Genomic DNA, 18,831 nt, shown 5'->3' on the forward strand with positions numbered 1-18,831 from the left:
AATAGAGATCGTATGATTTTTGTTGGTGAAAAGTAAGGTTTTTGAGGAGGATAATGTAATGCGCTTACCGACTCGACAGCAAAGACACCAACAATTAATAGAGCAATACGTCATATCGCGCCGTACTATGCTTGCGCTGTTAGGTTTAGCCTGTACCCCTGGTTTGGAAAACTTAATCCGAAGCGATACTCAACCTTCAAAGCCAAGCCCTCCTGGTAATGGGCAGATCCCGACTTTACCGCAGTACGATCAACTGACGACTCAGCAAGAGCGTCAACAGCAGCTAGAACAAACACGTCAACAATATCAGGTCGCATTGCGGCTACCGACTGCTGTTCGTGTGGCAACTTTACCAGCTCAAGAGGTTTTTTCCCAAGGGTATAACAATAATCGTGCAACTTTGTCAGAGAAAATAGCAGCAAATCAACAAGCATTTTTGCAGAATCCGCAGTCATTTCTCAAGTTGTCAGACTACGCAGCGGTTTTTCCGGTTTTACCTTTACCAGATGTTGCCAAGACCTTCCGCAGCGATGCCACATTCGCACAACATCGGCTTTCTGGCCCCAATCCAATGGAATTAACCAATGTCTTGGCACTTAATTACAGTCTGACTCAAAAACTCTCAATAACTGATGAGATTTTTCAAACTGTGCTCAGAAGGGTATATCGAAAAGGATACATTAGGGAAACTCTCAAAAGTGCCATTCAAAATGGCAATCTCTTTGTTGCCGATTATGCGTTACTTGATAGTGATACTGTTACCCCAAAACAGAATCGATTTCTCACCGCCCCAATCGCACTCTATTATGCTGATGGCAACCGTAGGGATTCGCGTTTAATGCCTATCGCTATCCAGCTAGGACAAGTGCCTGGAATAAGTCTGCTTTTGACACCGATGGATGGAGTGGACTGGACTTTAGCTAAACTGATTACTCAGATGGCTGATTTTTATACCCATGAGTTAGTACGTCACTTAGGTCAGACCCATCTTGTTTTAGAACCAATTGCTTTAGCTACTGTTCGTGAACTAGCCGCTCGGCATCCTGTGAATGTGCTTCTAAAACCCCATTTTGAGTTCACAATGGCAATCAATGCTTTGGGAGATCAAGTACTGATCAATCCTGGGGGATTTGTGGATATCATTCTGGGAGGTACGCTGGAAAGCTCACTCAAACTAGCCAATCAAGGTGTAAGCCAAGTTTTTCACAACTTTAGTGACTTTGCACTACCAACGAATCTACGCCAGCGTGGTGTGAATGAGCGTTCTGTATTACGAGATTTTCCCTATCGTGATGATGGATTGCTAGTTTGGAAAGCTTTAGAAGAATATGTTAGTCAATATGTGGGAATTTATTATAAATCTAACCGAGATGTCCGGGAAGATTTTGAACTGCAAAATTGGATACAAGCTTTACAAAGACCCATTAGTGAGCAAGGTTTTGGTGTTGTTTCTCTGCCACGCTATTTGACCAAGCGCGATCAGTTGATTGATTTATTAACACAAATCATTTTTACTGCTGGCCCACAGCACTCAGCTATTGGTTGGATTCAATACCAATATATGGCTTTTATTCCTAATATGCCTGGAGCAATTTATCAGCCTATTCCCACAAGTAAAGGAATCATAGGGGAAGAGAACTTAACTAGTTTCCTCCCTGGTGTTCAGGCAACTTTTGCTCAGACCAACCTCATGGCATCAATTGGTACTAAGCAAGATCCCAAAGCATTTACAGATTTTGGCGTGAATAGTTTTCAAGATTGGCGAGCTATTAATGTTCTTAAAGGCTTGCAAGACCGTCTCCAAGGTTTAGAAACAGTTATCGAACAACGCAATAAACGTCGAATTGAATGTTACCCTGCTTTTCTACCCTCCCGGATGGCTAACAGCACAAGTGGTTAACGTTCTACCTGGCTACTTTTGGGGATAATCTGCTGCGCTAATAAGGAATCTCTGATTAAGAGCGATCTATCGCCATTACACGAATGGCACGCTTGATAACGGCAAACCCTCCAGGGCAAACGCACGGGATTTCTAAAACCCCTGCTGGATAAGGATATTGACCAAAAAATCGGCTCAATTAAAAAACGCCGAAACCCTTGCTATTAAAAGATTCTTATACTTTAGATGCGCATGATTATCTAAAAAGATTATTTGAGCTAATGAAATTAACAAAGCGATTAATCATTAGAACCTCTGGAGCTAAATTGATATTTATCTTAGACTACATACGGCACAATCTGTTTTCCAGAAATACACTGGAAGTAGAGCAACTTGCTAGTGCCCAATCTGTCCTTTATTAGCTCACCATCAGCCACGCCGACAGCTTTACCGACCAGAGACAGATTAGCTCTTGGTCGAACGGCAGTAATGTTTTTCAGTTGTTGCGGCAACTGATGAAGCGCAATCACCCCGCTTTGGTAACGAACGCCCCCTTACAACCCGAACAGCGTCGCCAACTAATAGACCTCTTGCAGAATTATTTTATGGTAAACAATACCTCTGCCAATTTACGAGGTTACAGCGTGGGTAGAAGAAGGATGAATACGTCCTAAAGAAGTAAGCTTGGCAAAAATTTTGGCTAATAAAATAGGCTCAGGGATTTCTGGAAGCATTTTTAACATTTCACTGACATATCGAAAGCCGCGATAATAGGCTTTAACGTCAATAATGCCGGAGCCGGGATTGAGTTGACGAAAATCAGCGAGAAGATGGTGGGATAAATTGACCATAAAGAATGCTAAATTAGCAGCATTAGTTACCGCAGTTTGATTAAGGTTCATAAAGTCTTCCAATCCCCAAAATTGCTTGGCATCACGGAAGTTAAACTCGATTTGAAAACGGAGTTTGTAGTAATCAATTATTTTGTCGAATGATAATTCTAAGTCGCTAGAAAACAGAATTACATGGCTGCAAGCATTAGTTTTAAGATCGGTTTTGACCAAAAGCACTACATTGAGAGCCTGGGCAAATTCTTTGTGGAGAAGAGTGGCTTGATAAATATTAGTTTGAATCTCATCCTCAATAGCACTTTTACATAAGTATTGGTCAGGTATATTAAGATAGTCTAGTTTGTCACCGTATTTACGACGGGAGCGTTTATTGGAGTCTGGTTGTTCATAAGGGACGTATAATGCTGAATCATGGCGCAACTTGGAAATTATGTGCAAGTTAACTTGCCGCGTCATTTGCAAAGCATTATTGTTACCAAAATGACCATCTACTACCAAGTAGGTTAGGGGGATAAAGTTAGCTAATAACTTGAATAGTGAACTAATCATTTTCTGAATTAATATTAATTCAGATGTTAATATGACTTCCTTTTTGTTTTTATTTTTACTTCCTTTCGGTCGCCCACGCCCACGTTTTTCTTTTTTGTTTGGTTTCTCGACTGCTGGGGTACTATTTGTTTGACTATCTTTTTTTATTACCTGTTCTATCTGAATCGGAAATGAGTGCCTCTGTTCAACACTTACTAATGATAATACAAAGAAAGATAATCCTGATATCGGTTTACTGACTAGGCTGGAAAAGAACCTATCTAATCCATAAGTCTGTTTACCTGATTTGCTGACTACAACTTCATCTCCTGCCAGCAAATATACTTCATTCTTTCGCCACAAATGTTTACGAAAAAACAGCCAAAACAATGTTGCCCAAGGTATTACTGTTCCAAAGAATCTCAACATTGTTCGATAACTACCACCAATCCCTGCAAGGGCGAGACATTCCCAACATGGTGACTCGGCCGCTCATTGCTAACATTGCCAGAATTATCTGGTTCATTCGGCGCATCGTCGTAGCGTTGATCTGCGGTAGCAAGCATTGTAACAGTGATAAAATGTCGAGCATGGGCTGTTTGTGGGTTTTGAGTTGTCGTTGTGAGAGACAATAACTCTACTACGGCAGCCCTCTCTCTTCAAAGTTTGCGATCGCACCCAAGCTTGGAAATTTATGCGAAGACAATAACTCTATTACATCATCCTTCTCTTTTCATCCTCTTATTTTGGCTAAGGTATTGGGTAAAGTAGAGGGTTTTGAGATGAATTGGCTTCACCAATGCGATACGAACAAACAAAGCGACTGTCCAATCGAGAATTTAAACGTCTGGTTGGGGTACAAAGACGGACATTTGATGAGATAGTCAAAAGACCTCTTGCAAAAGTCCTAAATGCGTGGGACAAGTAGGTTAGAGTTGGGTAGCATCAATGACTTACGAACAGGTAAAGAGTCTAAAGTCAGAAGACTTTAAACGCTTGTGTGGTGTGAGGCCAGATACTTTTAACCAGATACTGGAGGTACTGCGATCGCACAGTCAGCCAAAACAGAAAACAGGAAGACCAGGTAAATTAAGCTTAGAAGACCAATTGTTGATGACATTGGAATATTGGAGAGAGTACCGTACCTACTTTCATATAGGTCAATCCTGGGGAATAAATGAGTCTACAGCTTACCGAATTATCCGAAAAATAGAAGATACGCTCATGAAATCTCGGATATTTACTCTTCCAGGCAAGAAAAAACTCACTACTTCTAATTATCAGTTAGAAGTAGTAGTAGTTGATGTAACAGAAAGTCCGATTGAACGCCCTAAAAAAACAAAAAAAGTTCTATAGTGGGAAAAAGAAACAGCATACATTGAAGTCACAGGTAGTGGTAGACCAAGCGAATGGTCAAATCATCTGTACCGCTCATGGTAAGGGTAGAGAGCATGATTTTCGTATATTTAAAAACAGTAAAGTTAGGTTGAGAGAAAACATAGAATACTTGGGAGATAAGGGTTATCAAGGGATTCAAAAACTACATGCAAATAGTCGGATTTCCAAGAAAAAACCTAGAGGAGGTACGTTAACTTGTGAAGATAAAAAGAGTAATCAAGAATTAGCTAGTATCAGAGTTTTAGGTGAGCATGTCAATCGCAAGCTGAAGATATTTAAAATTTTATCCCTGACTTACAGAAATCGCCGAAAAAGATTTAGTTTGAGGTTTAATCTGATTGCTGCTCTTTACAACTACGAGCTTCACCTCCCCCAAAACGAATTTGTCTGAGCGACTTTTGCAAGAGGTCTAATGAGCCACATCAGTTCGTTCTAAATCTTTAGCTATACTAGCGAGGCAATGGTTGTGAGTCTACAGCGATTTGATTTTTTCCCCGATGAAATATCCCTTTTGTCGCCAGTCGCTTCCCCTACATCGGTGGTACAGCGAATCGCAGCCCGGCCATCGCGTCAGCGCGGTATTGTGTTGACCGAACACGGCTGGAAGAAGCTCGTGGGGATGAAAGTGCTGCAAAACCAGCACGGAGAATGGCATACTTATGAGCTACTCGGCGATCGCACGCTGCTGAGTCCGCGCACTGTTTCCAAGATTGTTGGGCGTGAGGTCGGTGTCGATCGTCACACGCTCAAGCAATTCTTTGATGCCTTTGACTTATTCTTGGAAAGCGATGACTACTGCTTGAAGAGTTGTGGTGCAAAAAAGTCCTCAAATCCTGGCTACAAAGCTGTAGCATTTGTATTTCATTTCCAACTATAGATTGAGATTGGCGATTCCCCGTTGGAAGGCTGTAACGACTGCTTGAGTGCGATCGCTCACGCCGAGTTTTTGTAAAATGTTAGTGATGTGAAACTTAACGGTTCCCTCGGTAACGCTTAACGTTAAACTGATCGCTTGAGTGTTTTTGCCTTTGGCTAACAGCTTAAGCACATCATTTTCATGATCGCTCAGTTGCGGTCTACTCATGCGATCAACCAATTTTGCACCTACAATCACCGGAATATACTTTTGTCCAGCGTGTACGGCCCGAATTGCCGCTAATAACTCACTGCGATCGGCATCTTTGAGGAGATAGCCTTTGGCTCCAGTTTGCAGTCCGCGATAGATGTCTTCGTCGCCATCGTAGGTTGTGAGAATGATGATGCGAGCGTCGGGGTAGTCTTTGAGAATCGCGGTAATGGCTTCAACTCCGGTCAATTCTGGCATCCGTAAATCCATCAGGGTAACATCAGGACGTAGCGCCCGGAATTGCGCGATCGCTTCGACACCCGTTTTGGCTTCGCCGATGGGTTCTAGACCTGGTTCAGAATGCAGCATGGTGGTTAAGCCAGTTTGCACAACCGGATGGTCATCGACTACTAAAACGCGGATGTTGTCAGATAAAGTCATAACAATGAGCAAGTGAGTGGAATCTGAATAAGAATGCAAGTCCCTTGTCCGGGTTGACTGTGGAGGGTGAACTTTCCACCCAGACGATCACAGCGTTGTTGCATTCCCAGCAATCCAAAGCCCCCGCGATCATGAGCCGACGGTAGATGGAATCCTATCCCATTATCTCGAATACAAAGCGCGATCGCATCTACTCCAAAGGTGAGTTCGATCTGTAACGTTTGCGCTTGAGCGTGACGCAGAGTGTTGGTGGTGGCTTCTTGTCCAATTCGTAACAGATTCATGCCGATATCGGGTGGCACAAGCACAGGTGTTCCCACGATCGCCACATCGATTTCCACAGAAGTATGCAGCGTCAGTTGAATCAGCGATCGCTGTAACGACCCCGCTAAATCCCGGTATTCTTCAGCGTCGGGGTGCAGTGACCAAACTAAACGCCGGGATTCGCCCAGTCCAGCCCGTGCCAGGGTTTTGACTTGCTCAATGATATCCCAGGCGATCGCAGCATCAAGATTTGCGTAATACTGAGCGTTGTTGAGTTGCAGCGTAATTCCGGTAAAGGTTTGAGCCAGTGTATCGTGAATTTCCCGTGCTAACCGATTTTGTTCTTCAACGATCGCAACTTGTTTCGCCTCTTGAGCCAACCGCGTCAGTTGCAGGGCTAACACGACTTGCTGCGCCAGGGCAGTAACTAGACGTAAGGCTTCAGGGGAATAAGAATGACTTTGCATGTGACAGATCACAAACACACCCAGAAAGTCTTTCCCAAACATCAGAGGAACCACCAGCATGGTTTGCACACCGTCGCGCACAGTTGACAAGCCTCGAAAGATTTCCGCGTCTGGATGGTTGAGGAAATCTAAGTAGACAAACGGTTGGTTGTGATCCTCTATCTCCCGAGCCATGATAGTCAGGGCAGACAAAGGAATGGGATCTGGGTTAAAAGGAACGAGCGGCTCAGGCGCAAGCTGAAGGTTCCAGTGGCTTAAGTGCAGCGTTGTCGTAGTGTGATCGGCATCTTCTAACCAGATATCTGCAACAGATGCCTGAAGCTGCTCGACGATCGTGGCAAGGACTTGTCCCAAAAATTTGTCGAGTTCTGGCTCGGTGGAGAGAAGAGCGAGGGTGCGCTGGAGTGCCATCTGCTGCCCTTGGGCGATTAATTCGGCTTCTTTACGCTGGCCGATGTCTTGTATAACGGAAATCAGGTAAGCTGGGTTTCCCTTGGCATCGCGGACGAGTGAAGTGGTTAGGCTTGCCCAGAGCCAGGAGCCATCTTTGCGAAGGTAGGGCTTCTCGGTTTGGTAGGCAGACAGTTCGCCGATGACTAAGCGTTGCACCGAAGCGTAGATCGTCCGCCAGTGTGTCGGGGTGGGTGAGGTCGGCACAGGTGAGCGATCGCAGTTCAGAGTTTGTATAGCCCAGCATATCGCAAGAACACTGGTTGATTTGCACCCAGCGACCCTCTAAATCAGTAATCGTCATGCCGATGGCGGCTTGCTCAAAGGCACGACGGAAGCAATGATCACTCTCGATCAGGGCGTTTTTAGTCTGTTGCAGGAGCAGGATTTTGGCTCGCAGCGCTGCGTTGAGGGTTGTTAATTCTGCGGCACGGTCTTGCGCGCCTGTTACTTGGTCTTGCAGAGCCAATTCTCGTTGCCGTAAAGCAGCCACTTCCGCCTGAAAAGCGGCGTTCTCCTGCTCTAGTTGAGCGATGCACTCTTGTAATTGCTGCAACTCATTCGGCTGCATTTGCATATTGACCTCTTATCCTCGTCTGCAACAAACCCCCTCGATATTGTTTTTCCCTGTATTAAAACTGCTTGTATGGTGTTTTAAATAGTATATTTTTTTACATATAAAAAATATTTAAAATCAATTTTAGCATAGCTTATGCTGCAATTGATACTTAAAAATTTGCTTGCTCCCACAAGGGTAAAATTAACAGTTATTAGCTGGTCGCTCATTCTTGTAGTAAGCTTTGGTATATTTTTGCCAGCAAATAATCAAGGATAGATTTATTGTTTTATTAGTATATTTACGGTGATTAATTAGCAAATATTTATGCATATCGAGAGTGAGTGAATCGCAGCATCCGCTTGTGGATGGAGTTTTTCATTGAGGTGTATAATCCGGCGAAAGGAAATTCTGAGGAGGTGAAACAACAATGTTTTCCCACTGCTTAGCCCTGTTCTGTCACTCTCCGAAAACATTTGCCATTTCTGAATTCTAGAGCTTTTATCTACCAAAGGTTCACACAATTTTTTTCTAATAATAAATACAACACCCATTTTTTTTCTAATAGGATAGCTTGTATTAATTGCCTGATGAGGCTTCTAGCGATTACCCTCCCGGAGAGTGACAAAAGCGTCTGAGGAAGCGATCGCATTCCCAATGGATGTAAAGAAACATTTCTGTTTCTTGAAAGCGCCCCACCGGCAGCGATCGCCACCCGTTACTGATGTAGAGAAACTTTTATAATGAAAAGTACCCTGACAGCTAAAACCGAATCCTCAGTAGTGCTTTTAAGCCTGCTTGAAAGCGTGGTTCTGGGCTTTTATGGTTACTATATTGGTGAAGTGGCCAAAGCCACTATCCCGTTCAGAAGATTATCTAATAAAACCAGCCCAGGTCAGGGATCTCATTATGATTTAACCCTAGAGTTCAGATTAATTCTAGGCAATTTTGATGTGTGAAAATTTATGCAATATAGAAATTTTCACCATTTTTAGCGTTTCTAACCTGTAAGTGTGGAGCAAAGAGTTTCTCAGAAGAGGGTTAGGTGATTTCTGACAAAGAATATACCCTCCTTTGACGAGTTTCGACACAACGACCGACTCAGTGCATCGCTTCGCTCAACTCTCGAACCCGAAAGTTGGTTAAGCGAAGTCGAAACCAACGGCGGCGGTAGATTTATTAACGGAAATTGCCTTAACTTGCGCTTTAACTGTGCAAACGTGACTACTTAGCAAGATTGGTAGTGAGATCGTAGAAATAGATTTCAAACATCAATTCAATCGGGAGAATCAACATGAGACTGACTGATCCTGAAACGAGCGAACAAACCATTAGACATCTGGTGAAATTAAATATGCGTAATCTGAAACCCTTGTAGAGACGTAGCACTGCTACGTCTCTACATTCATTGTCGAAGATGTCTATTAACTCTGGATGGCTAACTGCGATCGCGGTTCTCATAATTGTGTTGGGAATAATTGACGATTCGCGTTTCCTTTCTTTGCTATTGTTGCCTCAACAGTAGCGTTTGGCTGGGTGTTGATCATTGCTGGAATCAGTTTAGTCAGAGGGTAAATTGATGGACGAAAAAAGATTCAACAGCATTCTCTTCCCGAAGTTGAGCGATGCCCAAATTGCCCAGATTGAAAAGTTTGCTCAACTGAAATTATACAGAGACGGGGAAGTTATCTGTGAAGTCGGCGATCGCGACTTCTGTTTCTCTGTGATCAAGTCGGGCAAAATGGCGATCGTCGATCGCTCTGGTGGCGAAGAAAAGATAATGGCTGTTGCCCAGGAAAAACAGTTTACGGGTGACGTTTCCCTGTTGACAGGCGATCTTGCCGTTTTGAGCGCGATCGCCCAGGGAGATTGCGAAGTCTACGAAGTTGCCGCCGCCGATCTCAGACAAATCCTGCAGGAAAGCTCTAGCTTGAGCGACATCATTCTGCAAGCGTTTATTGCCCCAATACCTGGAAGAGTTGGAAGACTTTACAGGTCTTAGAGTAATTGGGTCTAGATTTTCGCGTGACACCTTTCGCATTCGGGATTTTCTGGCTAAAAACCGTGTCATGTTCACCTGGCTCGATCTGGAGAATCATCAGCAGGTTGATATGTTGCTCAGGCAGCTTCAGATTAGCGAAGCCGATACGCCTGTTGTCGCTTACAGAACCCAGTGGATCTTAAAAAACCCAACCACAACCGAATTAGTCGAACGGCTGGGCATCAAAAAACCAATTCAGGAGACGCTTTACGACTTAGCTGTTGTGGGTGCGGATCAATGGCAGTACAGTTTATTCATCAGTATTTAGTGAAAATTTGACTTCTATTCCTTTTGACTTGTATTCGTTAAGTTGCGGCTTAACAAGTCAAACATGTCAGTAGAACTGACAGCAATCAGTAAAAATGAGGGCAGAAATTTATCATTTTACTGAACGGAAGACCGAAATGACACAAATAGAAGCAACACCAAAGATTGCCCTCGTTGGTGGCGGTCCTGCCGCACTGACTGCCGCGATCGCCCTCGCCCGTCGCGGCATTCGGACGACGTTTTTCGAGCGTGATGCTCATCCAGAGGTTGCACCCCGCTTCAACCCGGATCGCTCCTACGCCATAGACATCACTGGGCACGGACTCAACGCACTGCGCCACATTGATGCTTGTACTTACTTTGATGAAAAGATGATTCGATTTCAGGGAATCAAGCTGGGGAGAGAGGCGGGGGAGTGGAACTTACCGGGTTGGATTGGATCGCGTGGCGATATTGTGCGATCGCTGATAAGCTAATCGGCACTTAAGTTGCATAATAATAAGATGAAGCAATTGAAAAGCAACTATGCCGCCACCAGCCAATAACTTTTGAACGCTAAAACAAGTTAGCAGGTTACAGCAAGCTCTAAAAGAGAGCGAGCAACCCCACGTCAGAGAAAGAATTCTAATTATTCTGCTACAGAATGATGGGAAACCACAACACGAGATTGCTAAATTTTTAGGTTGTTCACCCAGAACAGTAGCATACTGGTGTATGCATGGGGAGCCAGATGATTTAGAAACTTTACGTAATAAAAGAGAATACGAACATTATCGAAAAGCTACTCCAGAATATGTTGAACTTTTATTAAAAACTGTTGATATAGAACCATCGACTTTAGGATATGAATTTGGCAAATGGACAGCAGAGCGACTAGCTACATATTTAACCGAGAAAACAGGTATTGACTTAAGTAGTTCTCAGGTGAGGAGGATATTAAAGCGAAAAAAGTATAGTTATATTTGGGCTAAATATGATCTAGAAGATAAACAAGACGCGATAGAAAGAGCAAAGTTTAAAGAGAAACTGACGCAATATTTATCAATAGCACGAGAACAGCCAGAACGATTACAGGTATGGTTTTGGGACGAAAGCGGTTTTAGTTTACGTGTGATTCGACGTAAGAATTGGGGTAAAAAAGGAAAGCGTAAAAATGTTCCAGGGCAACGGCGTTGTGGTCGTGTTAATGTGATGGGAGCAATCAGAGAATTTGACCGAAAACGCGTATGCTTTTTTGTGAAAAAAGGTAATGCAGAGATTTTTTATAAGCAATTACAACAATTAAATGAATTAATCAAACAAGAATCGGTAAATCAAGGAAATCATTCAGAAGAATTTGCCAAGTATGGGCCGAAGATTATTTTAATTTTAGATAATGCTAGTTTTCATAAACGCAAAGATATTCTCGCTAAAATATCTCAAGAGTTTCCGAATTTTGTTTTAGAGTTTTTGCCTGCTTACAGCCCTGATTACAACATTATCGAGTTAGTTTGGCACTCATGTAAAGAATATATTGCTCATCGCTTATTTAAATCAGTAGATGAATTACAATCACTACTAGATAAGCTGTTGAATCAAGGCGAGTTAGTGATTAAGTGGTATCGGCACATCAAATATAAAGGTAATTTTAGCTATATTGCAGCTTAAATGCTGATTAGCTTATTGAAGTTGTAATTATAATTCGGTTGGGATTGGCTTGAATTTCTATAAAACTTCGCCCAGTATTTGATTCATCAAGAGCATCAATCGCATTGGCTAGAATATTCATAAATACCTGATTTAACTGCCCAGCCTTAACTTGCCAAGTATTATCTTGGGGAAGAATTAGAATAGATATATGAGTTAAGGCGATCGCGTGATTCATATTTCTATTCTGCAATGCCCTTTCGCTTTTCCAATTTTTTGATTAAATCTGTTTTAAGTTGCGGCTTAACAGGACAAACATAGCAGTAGAACTGACAGCAATTAGTAAAAATAAATGCAGGAATTTATCACTGCACTGCTACGGAGGATCGAAATTACAAAAATACAGGAGTTCGTTCGACACGGAGAAATTCAAGGTGATCACGCCGATCGCCTCAGCTCCGGTACCGCCTCTGGGATGAACTTCAAAGGCAACTGGTCAAAAGCTGGTATCGAGGTCGATATCACTGCCCAGCAAACCGGACCCTTGTTGCCCAATCTCGGTAACGGTCTGTTCGCGGCTCTCGGTGGCATGACCTACCACTATGCGCTCCCGACGATGAGCGCCACTGGAACGGTGTCCATCGGCGGCGAGCGGTACAAAGTTACCGGGGATGCCTGGCTCGATCGCCAGTGGGGTGTAGTGCCGCGCTTCTTCAGCACCGAATTGAAAAAGTGGGTCTGGTTTGGCATCATCCTCGACAATGGCGATCACATCAGCGTGTGGGAGTTCATCGAGGCTGGTCGCCCCGTACACTCTTGGGCAACGGTAGTGCGACCTAATGGCGCTGTTGAAGTTGTCTCCTGTGAACCATTGACGGCGAATGCATCGAAGCCGTGGAAAAGTCTGGAGACTGAACACGTCTATCCCATCGACTGGGACATTCGGATTCCTCAGTTGGATGGGCATCTGATCATTAGACCAGACGTTGTTGAGCAGGAGTTCGTCTCCCCGGCTGGAATGCACAAGTACGAAGGGTTTAGTGCCATCACCGGGACGCTTCGTGGAAAAACGGTCACTGGTCGAGTCGTCATTGAGATGGTTGCTGACTGGTTATGAGGAGTCGGTCTGCATCTACCCAATAGGCTGGAGCGTCTCGATTCCGGCACTGAAGGCGCATCTCGAATAGCGCGTGTATAGTCAGCATTTACCCAAATTTGAAATCTTAGATTGTTTACTAATAGTGGAGTTTGATGTTAATTGAATGCCATTTTGTATAAAACCGAATGCCCTTTGCTTTCCAGACTCAGAGGATGAAGTGAGTGATTCAAATCAGCTAACTGTAATTTTGGGTGGTGGTTTCACAGGATTGTTCACTGCTCTTTACCTCAGCCAGCACCGATATTCTGGTCGAGTCCTCCTCATTGATAAATCGGAGCGATTTATCTTTAAGCCGTTGCTGTATGAGTTTCTCAACGGACAGATGGATGGTAATCAGGTCTGGCCCAGATACCAAAAACTGCTGCAAGGCACTGACGTTACTTTTTTGCAAGACACGCTGTGTCAAATCGACTTGACAGAGCGAAAGGTGGAATTAGTCTCTGGATTGCATTACACCTACACCCATTTGGTGTTGGCAGTGGGAGGCGCAGTTGGCTACTTTGGCACACCGGGAGCGGCTGAATATGCTTTGACATTTTGCACAGGAGAGGATGCATTAGCGCTACGGCAGCGCATTGTCCAGTGCTTTCAACGCGCCAGCCAAACTAAAGACCCCCAACTGCGTCGAAAATTGCTGACGATCGCCGTAATTGGGGCAGGCCCAGCAGGTGTTGAACTCGTAGCCACTTTGGCGGATAGCTTACCTGTTTTCTATACCCAATTTGGCGGCGATCCTCAAGAAATTCGGATTGTGCTGATGAATCGCAGTGCAGATATTCTCGCGGGTGATATCAATGTTCGCCTACGCGAAACAGCCCGATCTGCCCTGCAAGAGCGGGTGATTCCGGTTGAGTTGCTGATGGGGGCTACGGTAACAATGCTGCATCCAGGTCAGATTGAGTATACCCATGACGGTCAGCTTGCTGTTTTAGAAGCTGAAACGATAGTTTGGACGGCAGGAACAGCACTACATCCGCTGATTAAAAATCTTCCCATTCCGGAAACAGACCGCGATCGCCACGGTCGTCCTTTTGTTACCCCGACTCTCCAGTTAATCAATTATCCAGAGGTTTTTGCCGGCGGTGATTATATGACGCAACATCTGCCACAACCCGCCTTAGCGCAAGTGGCTTATCAGCAGGGAAAGGCGATCGCTCAGAACTTGATTGCTCTCTCCAAGGGTGAAGCCCTGAAAGACAGTCAAGTGTCTTTGCGAGGCACCTTAATGAAGCTAGGCATGGAAGAGGGGGCAGCGGAGATTTTCGATCGGTATGAAGTCAAGGGCAGACCGGGATACGCCATCCGGCAACTGGCATATCTGGAGATGCTGCCATTGCCTTCCCATAATCTGAAAGTGACGGCTGAATGGCTGAGTGATGGAATTCTCCATCATGCTAGGTACAAGCTCTGACCGTACAGATGAAGCGGTAACTATGCGGGTGCGATCGCGTTACATAAATTTGGGAATGGATGATCTCAGGAGGTTCCATGTCCGATGCTATTTTCGACGTACATACCCATCCCCTGCTCCCTGCTTATGTCCAGGCGCTTACTGAGGAGTCGGGGAGTGCCGATGGCGTGACGCTCTCACCTTGGTCTGGCGAGCAGCATATCGAGGTGATGGATCAACATGGCATTGATGTCGGTATCCTGTCCCAGCCAGCTTTGGCAGAGCATCTCGTCGGGAGCGAGGGTCAGGCGATCGCACCCGCGATCAAGGCGTTCTTTGCCTATTCCGGTTTTAACGAAGACGAAAAACACAAGATTGCGCGGGGAAATGCAGCTTGCCTCTTTCCTCGCCTGGGGTAATCTTCAGCAGTATTTAACCTGAGTTTGGGTTAAACCAGAAGCTAAAAAGCTTATTCTGTAAGAATTGAGCAAAACTCTAAGTGATGAAAGAAGCGATTAAAGTGGAATCATTTTGTCAATAAGATTCACAAATGAGACTAATCTTAACAATATGTCTTATTGAGAATAAATTAAAACAGAGCTTTAAACCGAACAATGAGAAATCAAGGGTTTTGAGGATTTATTATCCCGAACTCAGGTTATTTAAGTTTTTCAAAATTTTGCCCAAAGTTAGCGTGTTCGCTCAACAAGTTCGGATCAAAGATGAAAAGAAAATCTGATATGGACAGAAAGATTATCAACAAGATCATCAACGCTAACTGGAATCGTCACATGCTAAAGGGGCGTCTGCTGCCGAAGCTGGTGGGGATATTGGTAGCCGTTATGGTCATGCTGCTCGCACCGATGCCCGCGAGCCCAGGCTGGGGGCAAGCCGATGCCCTCGCCAGCGGCTCAGAGCGTAGCAGCGTTGGGTGTCGGCACTGGTGTCCCATTCGCCAGTCGATGGATTGAGCAGCACTGGTGGTTTGGAGCTTTACATTCAAAATCGAGCCGCCCTGCCGATGGCATCCCTGATAACTAGCGCTCAACAATTCATGGGGGCGGCTCGCCAGCGCCCAGAAGTGGCAGGTGTGTTTACCCAATTCACAACCGCCGCCCCAATTATGCAAGTGTCGATCGATCGCAACCAAGCTAAAGCCCAAAATATTAATATTGATGACATTTTCGGAACCATGCAGACATATCTGGGTGGGAATTATGTCAACCAGTATGTGTTGGGAGGACGACTTTACCGAGTCTATGCTCAAGCCGAAGGCAGCTTCCGCTCCAACCCAGGGGATATTAGTCGGCTGTACGTGCGTAGGCGCAGCCCGCCGCAGGCATCGCAAAATGGCAATCTTGTGCAAATGAGTACGTTAGTTCGCACCGAACAGATATCTTATCCGCCGATTGTCACCGACTACAATGTTTACCCGGCGATCAAGATTAATGTTGTACCTGCACCAGGTTATAGTACAGGACAGGCGATCGCGGCGATGGAGGAGGTTGCTGAACAAGCATTGCAGCCTGGATTTGAGTACGAGTGGACGGGAACGGCGTTTCAGGAAAAATCCTCCGGGGGTGCAGCACCGATTATCTTCGGTTTAGCGTTTGTCATTGTGTTCCTGGTGTTAGCCGCGCAATACGAAAGCTATATCGATCCCCTGATCATTTTGATGACAGTACCCCTAGCGATTTTGGGTGCCCTCGGTGCGATCGTTTTTCGGGCTAATGTCTTTCAAGCAGGGGGTGTATGGCCAGTAATTAATAACAATATTTACGCCCAGGTAGCGCTGGTCATGCTGATTGGTCTTGCCAGTAAAAACGCGATTTTGATTGTAGAATTCGCCAATCAATCTCGTGAAATTGGCATGAGCATCACCCAAGCTGCTATTCGGGCGGCTGAAGAGCGGTTACGCCCCATTTTGATGACGGCACTGGCAGGGATACTGGGGTTCTATCCTCTGGTGGTGGCTTCAGGTGCAGGAGCCATGAGCCGTTGGTCACTCGGTACAGCGCTTTTAGGCCCAAACCAATCACTGAACCGATCAGTGCCGTTATCACTCCAGAGAAGCAAATCAGTCGAATATTCATAATTTTCCTCTAAATATAACATTCGATGAATCCGTAGCCAATTAGTCCTCCGAACACTCTGCGTACCTTTGCGCTAACCTTTGCGTACCTACCCTACGGGAAGGCGTTCGCGTAGCGTCTCGTAGAGAAGCGCCTATGCGTTTAAAAAAGTTACAAAGTTATGCAAAACAATACTTACTTGAAACTTTGCCTTACTATACACAAAAACGATTCAAGATGTTTATATTCAAGCACAATTTACTGCTTCTGTTAATACTTATCCCTCCCGTATTGATCACAATAGACAAGACAATGGGAGCGATAGGAATGATCGCCTTTGTATTGATTTATTTCTCGAAAGGTATCAGACACCATTAGTTCAATCAATTGAGGCGTTAGGCGATCACACTAGCTCAACCTCTTGTTTAACGTCTCCGTAAGCATCGGACACCATAAATCAAATTACTCATGCACACGATACTATGAAACTTAAAATTCCTGCTTGGGTTGGTACTATTATCGGAATGTTGAGCATGGGAATGATGCCCGCTCTCGGTGCTGAACAAATAAAATTTTCTTACAGTATTTTAGAATTTTCTCTTTCTGTTACTGATTTAAAAACTTATGCTCAAGAAGGTAAAATTAGCAGCCAATTAGCACTCACAAACTACTATGATAGCGCTTATATCGAAGGGAGTTGAGCTTCAATGTTTTGAGAAAGAATTAAAAGCTGCTTTGAAGCAAGCGAAATAACTAAATCATTTATATTTTTATTCATGTAACGAGAGAGATGGAATTGATTTGAGGCTGTCTAGATTCCATACGTAGTTTTTCATATCGCTTGGCCATGATATTTCATCGGGTGTGGCAACTTCTAGAGTGTTGGAATTGAGTTTGTTATATAAGCTGATAAAATCACCAACTTCAATTTGATTTTTCTTAAAAGTTTGGCGAAGAAGTTCGATTGTAAACATCATGTTATGGGCTTCAAAGTTGCCTTCAGTAAACAAACGCTGAAATACCAAAAATTTTATATCGTCTCGTTTTTGTTCAATAGCTCTTTGGGGTGTTATTCCAAATTTTTGTGGTAATACATCGCCTTCAATGAAAACCATAATATAATTTGGGCCTGATACCCATTTTCGATAGCCGTTTCCGAAGGTGAAAACATTGATGAGTTGACTAGTGTGCTGCTGCCACTTTTGTTCTTGAATTTGTCGTTCTCTAAAGTCAAACACCCTAGCGTGTTCATTGACAAAGATTGTTTTAGCAAGCTTAATAGCTCTAGCCAAGTAGATTGTTCCAAGACTATCACCCGATAAATTAAGAGGTATCGAGTTCTTTACAGCATAATTAATCAAAATCGCTGCATTTTTAATGACTGGACTACCAGATAAATTTAGATAGTCAAGGGCTCCATTTATCCAATCAAGGTATCGATTAATGAAAGCAATAATTGGACGTTGTTTCAGAAAAGAAGAGTTGTTCATATTGACGATGCCAGTTAAAAGAGTATTAGCATACCTACGGCTCCTTTTTGAAGACTCAGACTCACGTTGTCCCAGCCCAGAAACAAATATTGTAAAAAGTTCGCGCTTATCGTTTTCTGGATAATAGGCAATATCAGATGCAATCAGAGTGATGGGATCAACAGATGATATCATCGAGTCAAAATCAAAAACCTCTTCGCTACCTGGATTTTGGAATTGTCCATCAAATTTTTTATCTGGGAATAGAGCTTCAAGAGGCCAACGCCACCAGGGAGATACAATTTGTGTTGTCTTGTCTAATTTATTCATAAAAAGCTTTCCTAAAATATTGTCCCTGTCGTTTCTTTCTTGAATACGAGCTTGGGGAGAATGGTGATAATGAATACATTATCATTGGTCGTTATCTGCACCGCAATGTTGATGACAAAGGCAAAAATAAGTCAGGGTAAGCGCATCTAATTTTGTAGTGAAGAATACAGATTATTTTGCACAATTATAGGTTGTTAGAGACGATTTAAGTATTAAAGAAGTTAAGTAGTACGCTAATAAGCAAAGTGTCTATATTACCTGACGGGGCAGTTTCATGGCATCTGGTTTCAAATCTCTAAATCTGACTACTAAAACCTCAAAGACTTTAAGTATAGCGAATGTGACTGCACTTACAGAAAAAATGGAATTAGTTTTTAGCGATATAAAAGACCCCCGTGTAGAAAGAACTCGTGTCCATTTGTTAACATTTAAAGGTATTACTAATAGTAAAGTAGAATCGCCCCCATCAGCGAGTGATGCCAGTGATAACTCGATAGAAGTGTATTCGGTCTACTAAATATAGGAGAGAGTACAAAAATTTTTACCCCCTCCAGGATGCCCCTGCGATGGGTTTTTG

General features: G+C 43.8%; 19 protein-coding genes and 3 pseudogenes. 16 read left to right on the forward strand and 6 right to left on the reverse strand.

Annotated features, from left to right (window positions below; all coding sequences use genetic code 11):
• Window positions 1-58: 58 nt before the first annotated feature.
• Window positions 59-1,900: a lipoxygenase family protein gene (locus tag RMY63_RS16065; protein ID WP_322729655.1), complete on the forward strand. Its 1,842-nt coding sequence runs from the start codon at window positions 59-61 to the stop codon at window positions 1,898-1,900.
• 608 nt (window positions 1,901-2,508) lie between these two features.
• On the opposite strand, the pseudogene RMY63_RS16070 reads toward RMY63_RS16065, so the two are convergent.
• A pseudogene (locus RMY63_RS16070) lies at window positions 2,509-3,850 on the reverse strand (transposase).
• Window positions 3,851-4,206: 356 nt separating this feature from the next.
• On the opposite strand from RMY63_RS16070, the gene RMY63_RS16075 reads away from it, so the two are divergent.
• Window positions 4,207-5,047, forward strand: a protein-coding gene (locus RMY63_RS16075; RefSeq protein ID WP_322729656.1) for an IS5 family transposase whose coding sequence is annotated in 2 segments (ribosomal slippage) — window positions 4,207-4,592 and window positions 4,591-5,047 — 843 coding nt in all. Because the reading frame shifts where the segments join, the coding sequence is not laid out codon by codon here.
• A gap of 75 nt (window positions 5,048-5,122) precedes the next feature.
• Window positions 5,123-5,533, forward strand: a complete 411-nt coding sequence (locus tag RMY63_RS16080; RefSeq protein ID WP_322729657.1) for a hypothetical protein — start codon at window positions 5,123-5,125, stop codon at window positions 5,531-5,533.
• On the opposite strand, the gene RMY63_RS16085 is transcribed toward RMY63_RS16080, so the two are convergent.
• From RMY63_RS16085 to RMY63_RS16095, 3 genes and pseudogenes are all read right to left on the reverse strand, one after another.
• Window positions 5,528-6,163, reverse strand: a complete 636-nt coding sequence (locus RMY63_RS16085) for a response regulator transcription factor (protein ID WP_322729658.1) — start codon at window positions 6,161-6,163, stop codon at window positions 5,528-5,530. The two genes, RMY63_RS16080 and RMY63_RS16085, sit on opposite strands and share 6 nt — an antisense overlap.
• The gene (locus RMY63_RS16090; RefSeq protein ID WP_322729659.1) at window positions 6,160-7,503 is read right to left on the reverse strand and encodes a GAF domain-containing sensor histidine kinase; all 1,344 of its coding nucleotides are present in this window, start codon (window positions 7,501-7,503) and stop codon (window positions 6,160-6,162) included. The genes RMY63_RS16085 and RMY63_RS16090 overlap by 4 nt, the downstream gene beginning before the upstream one ends.
• A 46-nt stretch (window positions 7,504-7,549) precedes the next feature.
• Window positions 7,550-7,921 (reverse strand): annotated as a pseudogene (locus RMY63_RS16095) (PAS domain S-box protein); the annotation flags it as partial.
• Window positions 7,922-8,521: 600 nt separating this feature from the next.
• Here RMY63_RS16095 and RMY63_RS16100 point away from each other — a divergent pair.
• The 6 genes and pseudogenes from RMY63_RS16100 to RMY63_RS16125 all read left to right on the forward strand — a co-directional run bounded on the left by RMY63_RS16100 (window position 8,522) and on the right by RMY63_RS16125 (window position 11,855).
• On the forward strand, window positions 8,522-8,644 hold the full coding sequence (locus RMY63_RS16100) for a hypothetical protein (RefSeq protein WP_322729660.1): 123 nt from the start codon (window positions 8,522-8,524) through the stop codon (window positions 8,642-8,644).
• The gene (locus RMY63_RS16105; protein WP_322726776.1) at window positions 8,644-8,859 is read left to right on the forward strand and encodes a hypothetical protein; all 216 of its coding nucleotides are present in this window, start codon (window positions 8,644-8,646) and stop codon (window positions 8,857-8,859) included. Before RMY63_RS16100 ends, RMY63_RS16105 begins: the two co-directional genes overlap by 1 nt.
• A 620-nt stretch (window positions 8,860-9,479) precedes the next feature.
• On the forward strand, window positions 9,480-9,902 hold the full coding sequence (locus RMY63_RS16110; protein WP_322729661.1) for a cyclic nucleotide-binding domain-containing protein: 423 nt from the start codon (window positions 9,480-9,482) through the stop codon (window positions 9,900-9,902).
• Window positions 9,859-10,209: a hypothetical protein gene (locus tag RMY63_RS16115; RefSeq protein ID WP_322729662.1), complete on the forward strand. Its 351-nt coding sequence runs from the start codon at window positions 9,859-9,861 to the stop codon at window positions 10,207-10,209. The genes RMY63_RS16110 and RMY63_RS16115 overlap by 44 nt, the downstream gene beginning before the upstream one ends.
• 136 nt (window positions 10,210-10,345) lie before the next feature.
• Complete coding sequence (locus RMY63_RS16120) at window positions 10,346-10,684, forward strand: NAD(P)-binding protein (protein ID WP_322729663.1); 339 nt, start codon at window positions 10,346-10,348, stop codon at window positions 10,682-10,684.
• Between the two features lie 49 nt (window positions 10,685-10,733).
• Window positions 10,734-11,855, forward strand: a pseudogene (locus RMY63_RS16125) (IS630 family transposase).
• Window positions 11,856-11,862: 7 nt separating this feature from the next.
• Here RMY63_RS16125 and RMY63_RS16130 read toward each other — a convergent pair.
• The gene (locus RMY63_RS16130) at window positions 11,863-12,072 is read right to left on the reverse strand and encodes a hypothetical protein (RefSeq protein WP_322729664.1); all 210 of its coding nucleotides are present in this window, start codon (window positions 12,070-12,072) and stop codon (window positions 11,863-11,865) included.
• 114 nt (window positions 12,073-12,186) lie between these two features.
• Here RMY63_RS16130 and RMY63_RS16135 point away from each other — a divergent pair, with 114 nt between their 5' ends.
• The 6 genes from RMY63_RS16135 (at window position 12,187) to RMY63_RS16160 (ending at window position 17,156) form a co-directional block, all read left to right on the forward strand.
• Window positions 12,187-12,951, forward strand: coding sequence for a lipocalin family protein (locus RMY63_RS16135; RefSeq protein ID WP_322729665.1), 765 nt, complete (start codon window positions 12,187-12,189; stop codon window positions 12,949-12,951).
• Between the two features lie 199 nt (window positions 12,952-13,150).
• Window positions 13,151-14,404 (forward strand): NAD(P)/FAD-dependent oxidoreductase, encoded by a 1,254-nt coding sequence (locus tag RMY63_RS16140; protein WP_322729666.1) that lies wholly within the window; start codon window positions 13,151-13,153, stop codon window positions 14,402-14,404.
• A gap of 77 nt (window positions 14,405-14,481) precedes the next feature.
• Window positions 14,482-14,802, forward strand: a complete 321-nt coding sequence (locus RMY63_RS16145; RefSeq protein WP_322729667.1) for a hypothetical protein — start codon at window positions 14,482-14,484, stop codon at window positions 14,800-14,802.
• Window positions 14,803-15,105: 303 nt separating this feature from the next.
• Entirely contained in the window at window positions 15,106-15,354 is a 249-nt protein-coding gene (locus RMY63_RS16150; protein WP_322729668.1) for a hypothetical protein, read from the forward strand.
• A complete protein-coding gene (locus tag RMY63_RS16155; protein WP_322729669.1) occupies window positions 15,327-16,478 on the forward strand; it encodes an efflux RND transporter permease subunit in 1,152 nt (383 codons plus the stop codon). Before RMY63_RS16150 ends, RMY63_RS16155 begins: the two co-directional genes overlap by 28 nt.
• A 459-nt stretch (window positions 16,479-16,937) precedes the next feature.
• Window positions 16,938-17,156: an alpha/beta hydrolase gene (locus RMY63_RS16160; RefSeq protein WP_322729670.1), complete on the forward strand. Its 219-nt coding sequence runs from the start codon at window positions 16,938-16,940 to the stop codon at window positions 17,154-17,156.
• 69 nt (window positions 17,157-17,225) lie between these two features.
• Here the strand turns inward: RMY63_RS16160 and RMY63_RS16165 are convergent, their stop codons facing one another.
• The gene (locus tag RMY63_RS16165) at window positions 17,226-18,254 is read right to left on the reverse strand and encodes a hypothetical protein (protein WP_322729671.1); all 1,029 of its coding nucleotides are present in this window, start codon (window positions 18,252-18,254) and stop codon (window positions 17,226-17,228) included.
• A gap of 274 nt (window positions 18,255-18,528) precedes the next feature.
• Between RMY63_RS16165 and RMY63_RS16170 the strand changes: the two genes are divergently transcribed.
• On the forward strand, window positions 18,529-18,771 hold the full coding sequence (locus RMY63_RS16170) for a hypothetical protein (protein ID WP_322729672.1): 243 nt from the start codon (window positions 18,529-18,531) through the stop codon (window positions 18,769-18,771).
• Window positions 18,772-18,831 lie beyond the last annotated feature (60 nt).

It is taken from the genome of Nostoc sp. ChiQUE01b, assembly GCF_034531255.1.
In the GTDB taxonomy this organism is placed as follows: Bacteria; Cyanobacteriota; Cyanobacteriia; order Cyanobacteriales; family Nostocaceae; genus Nostoc.

Excerpts from the sequence above, each read along its gene's own strand:
- RMY63_RS16130 (WP_322729664.1), bottom strand. The coding sequence starts at position 12,072 with ATGAATCACGCGATCGCCTTAACTCATATATCTATTCTAATTCTTCCC.
- RMY63_RS16170 (WP_322729672.1), top strand. The coding sequence starts at position 18,529 with ATGGCATCTGGTTTCAAATCTCTAAATCTGACTACTAAAACCTCAAAG.
- RMY63_RS16120 (WP_322729663.1), top strand. The coding sequence starts at position 10,346 with ATGACACAAATAGAAGCAACACCAAAGATTGCCCTCGTTGGTGGCGGT.
- RMY63_RS16160 (WP_322729670.1), top strand. The coding sequence starts at position 16,938 with ATGAAACTTAAAATTCCTGCTTGGGTTGGTACTATTATCGGAATGTTG.
- RMY63_RS16135 (WP_322729665.1), top strand. The coding sequence starts at position 12,187 with ATGCAGGAATTTATCACTGCACTGCTACGGAGGATCGAAATTACAAAA.
- RMY63_RS16165 (WP_322729671.1), bottom strand. The coding sequence starts at position 18,254 with ATGAATAAATTAGACAAGACAACACAAATTGTATCTCCCTGGTGGCGT.
- RMY63_RS16065 (WP_322729655.1), top strand. The coding sequence starts at position 59 with ATGCGCTTACCGACTCGACAGCAAAGACACCAACAATTAATAGAGCAA.
- RMY63_RS16110 (WP_322729661.1), top strand. The coding sequence starts at position 9,480 with ATGGACGAAAAAAGATTCAACAGCATTCTCTTCCCGAAGTTGAGCGAT.
- RMY63_RS16105 (WP_322726776.1), top strand. The coding sequence starts at position 8,644 with ATGAAAAGTACCCTGACAGCTAAAACCGAATCCTCAGTAGTGCTTTTA.
- RMY63_RS16085 (WP_322729658.1), bottom strand. The coding sequence starts at position 6,163 with ATGACTTTATCTGACAACATCCGCGTTTTAGTAGTCGATGACCATCCG.
- RMY63_RS16145 (WP_322729667.1), top strand. The coding sequence starts at position 14,482 with ATGTCCGATGCTATTTTCGACGTACATACCCATCCCCTGCTCCCTGCT.
- RMY63_RS16150 (WP_322729668.1), top strand. The coding sequence starts at position 15,106 with ATGAAAAGAAAATCTGATATGGACAGAAAGATTATCAACAAGATCATC.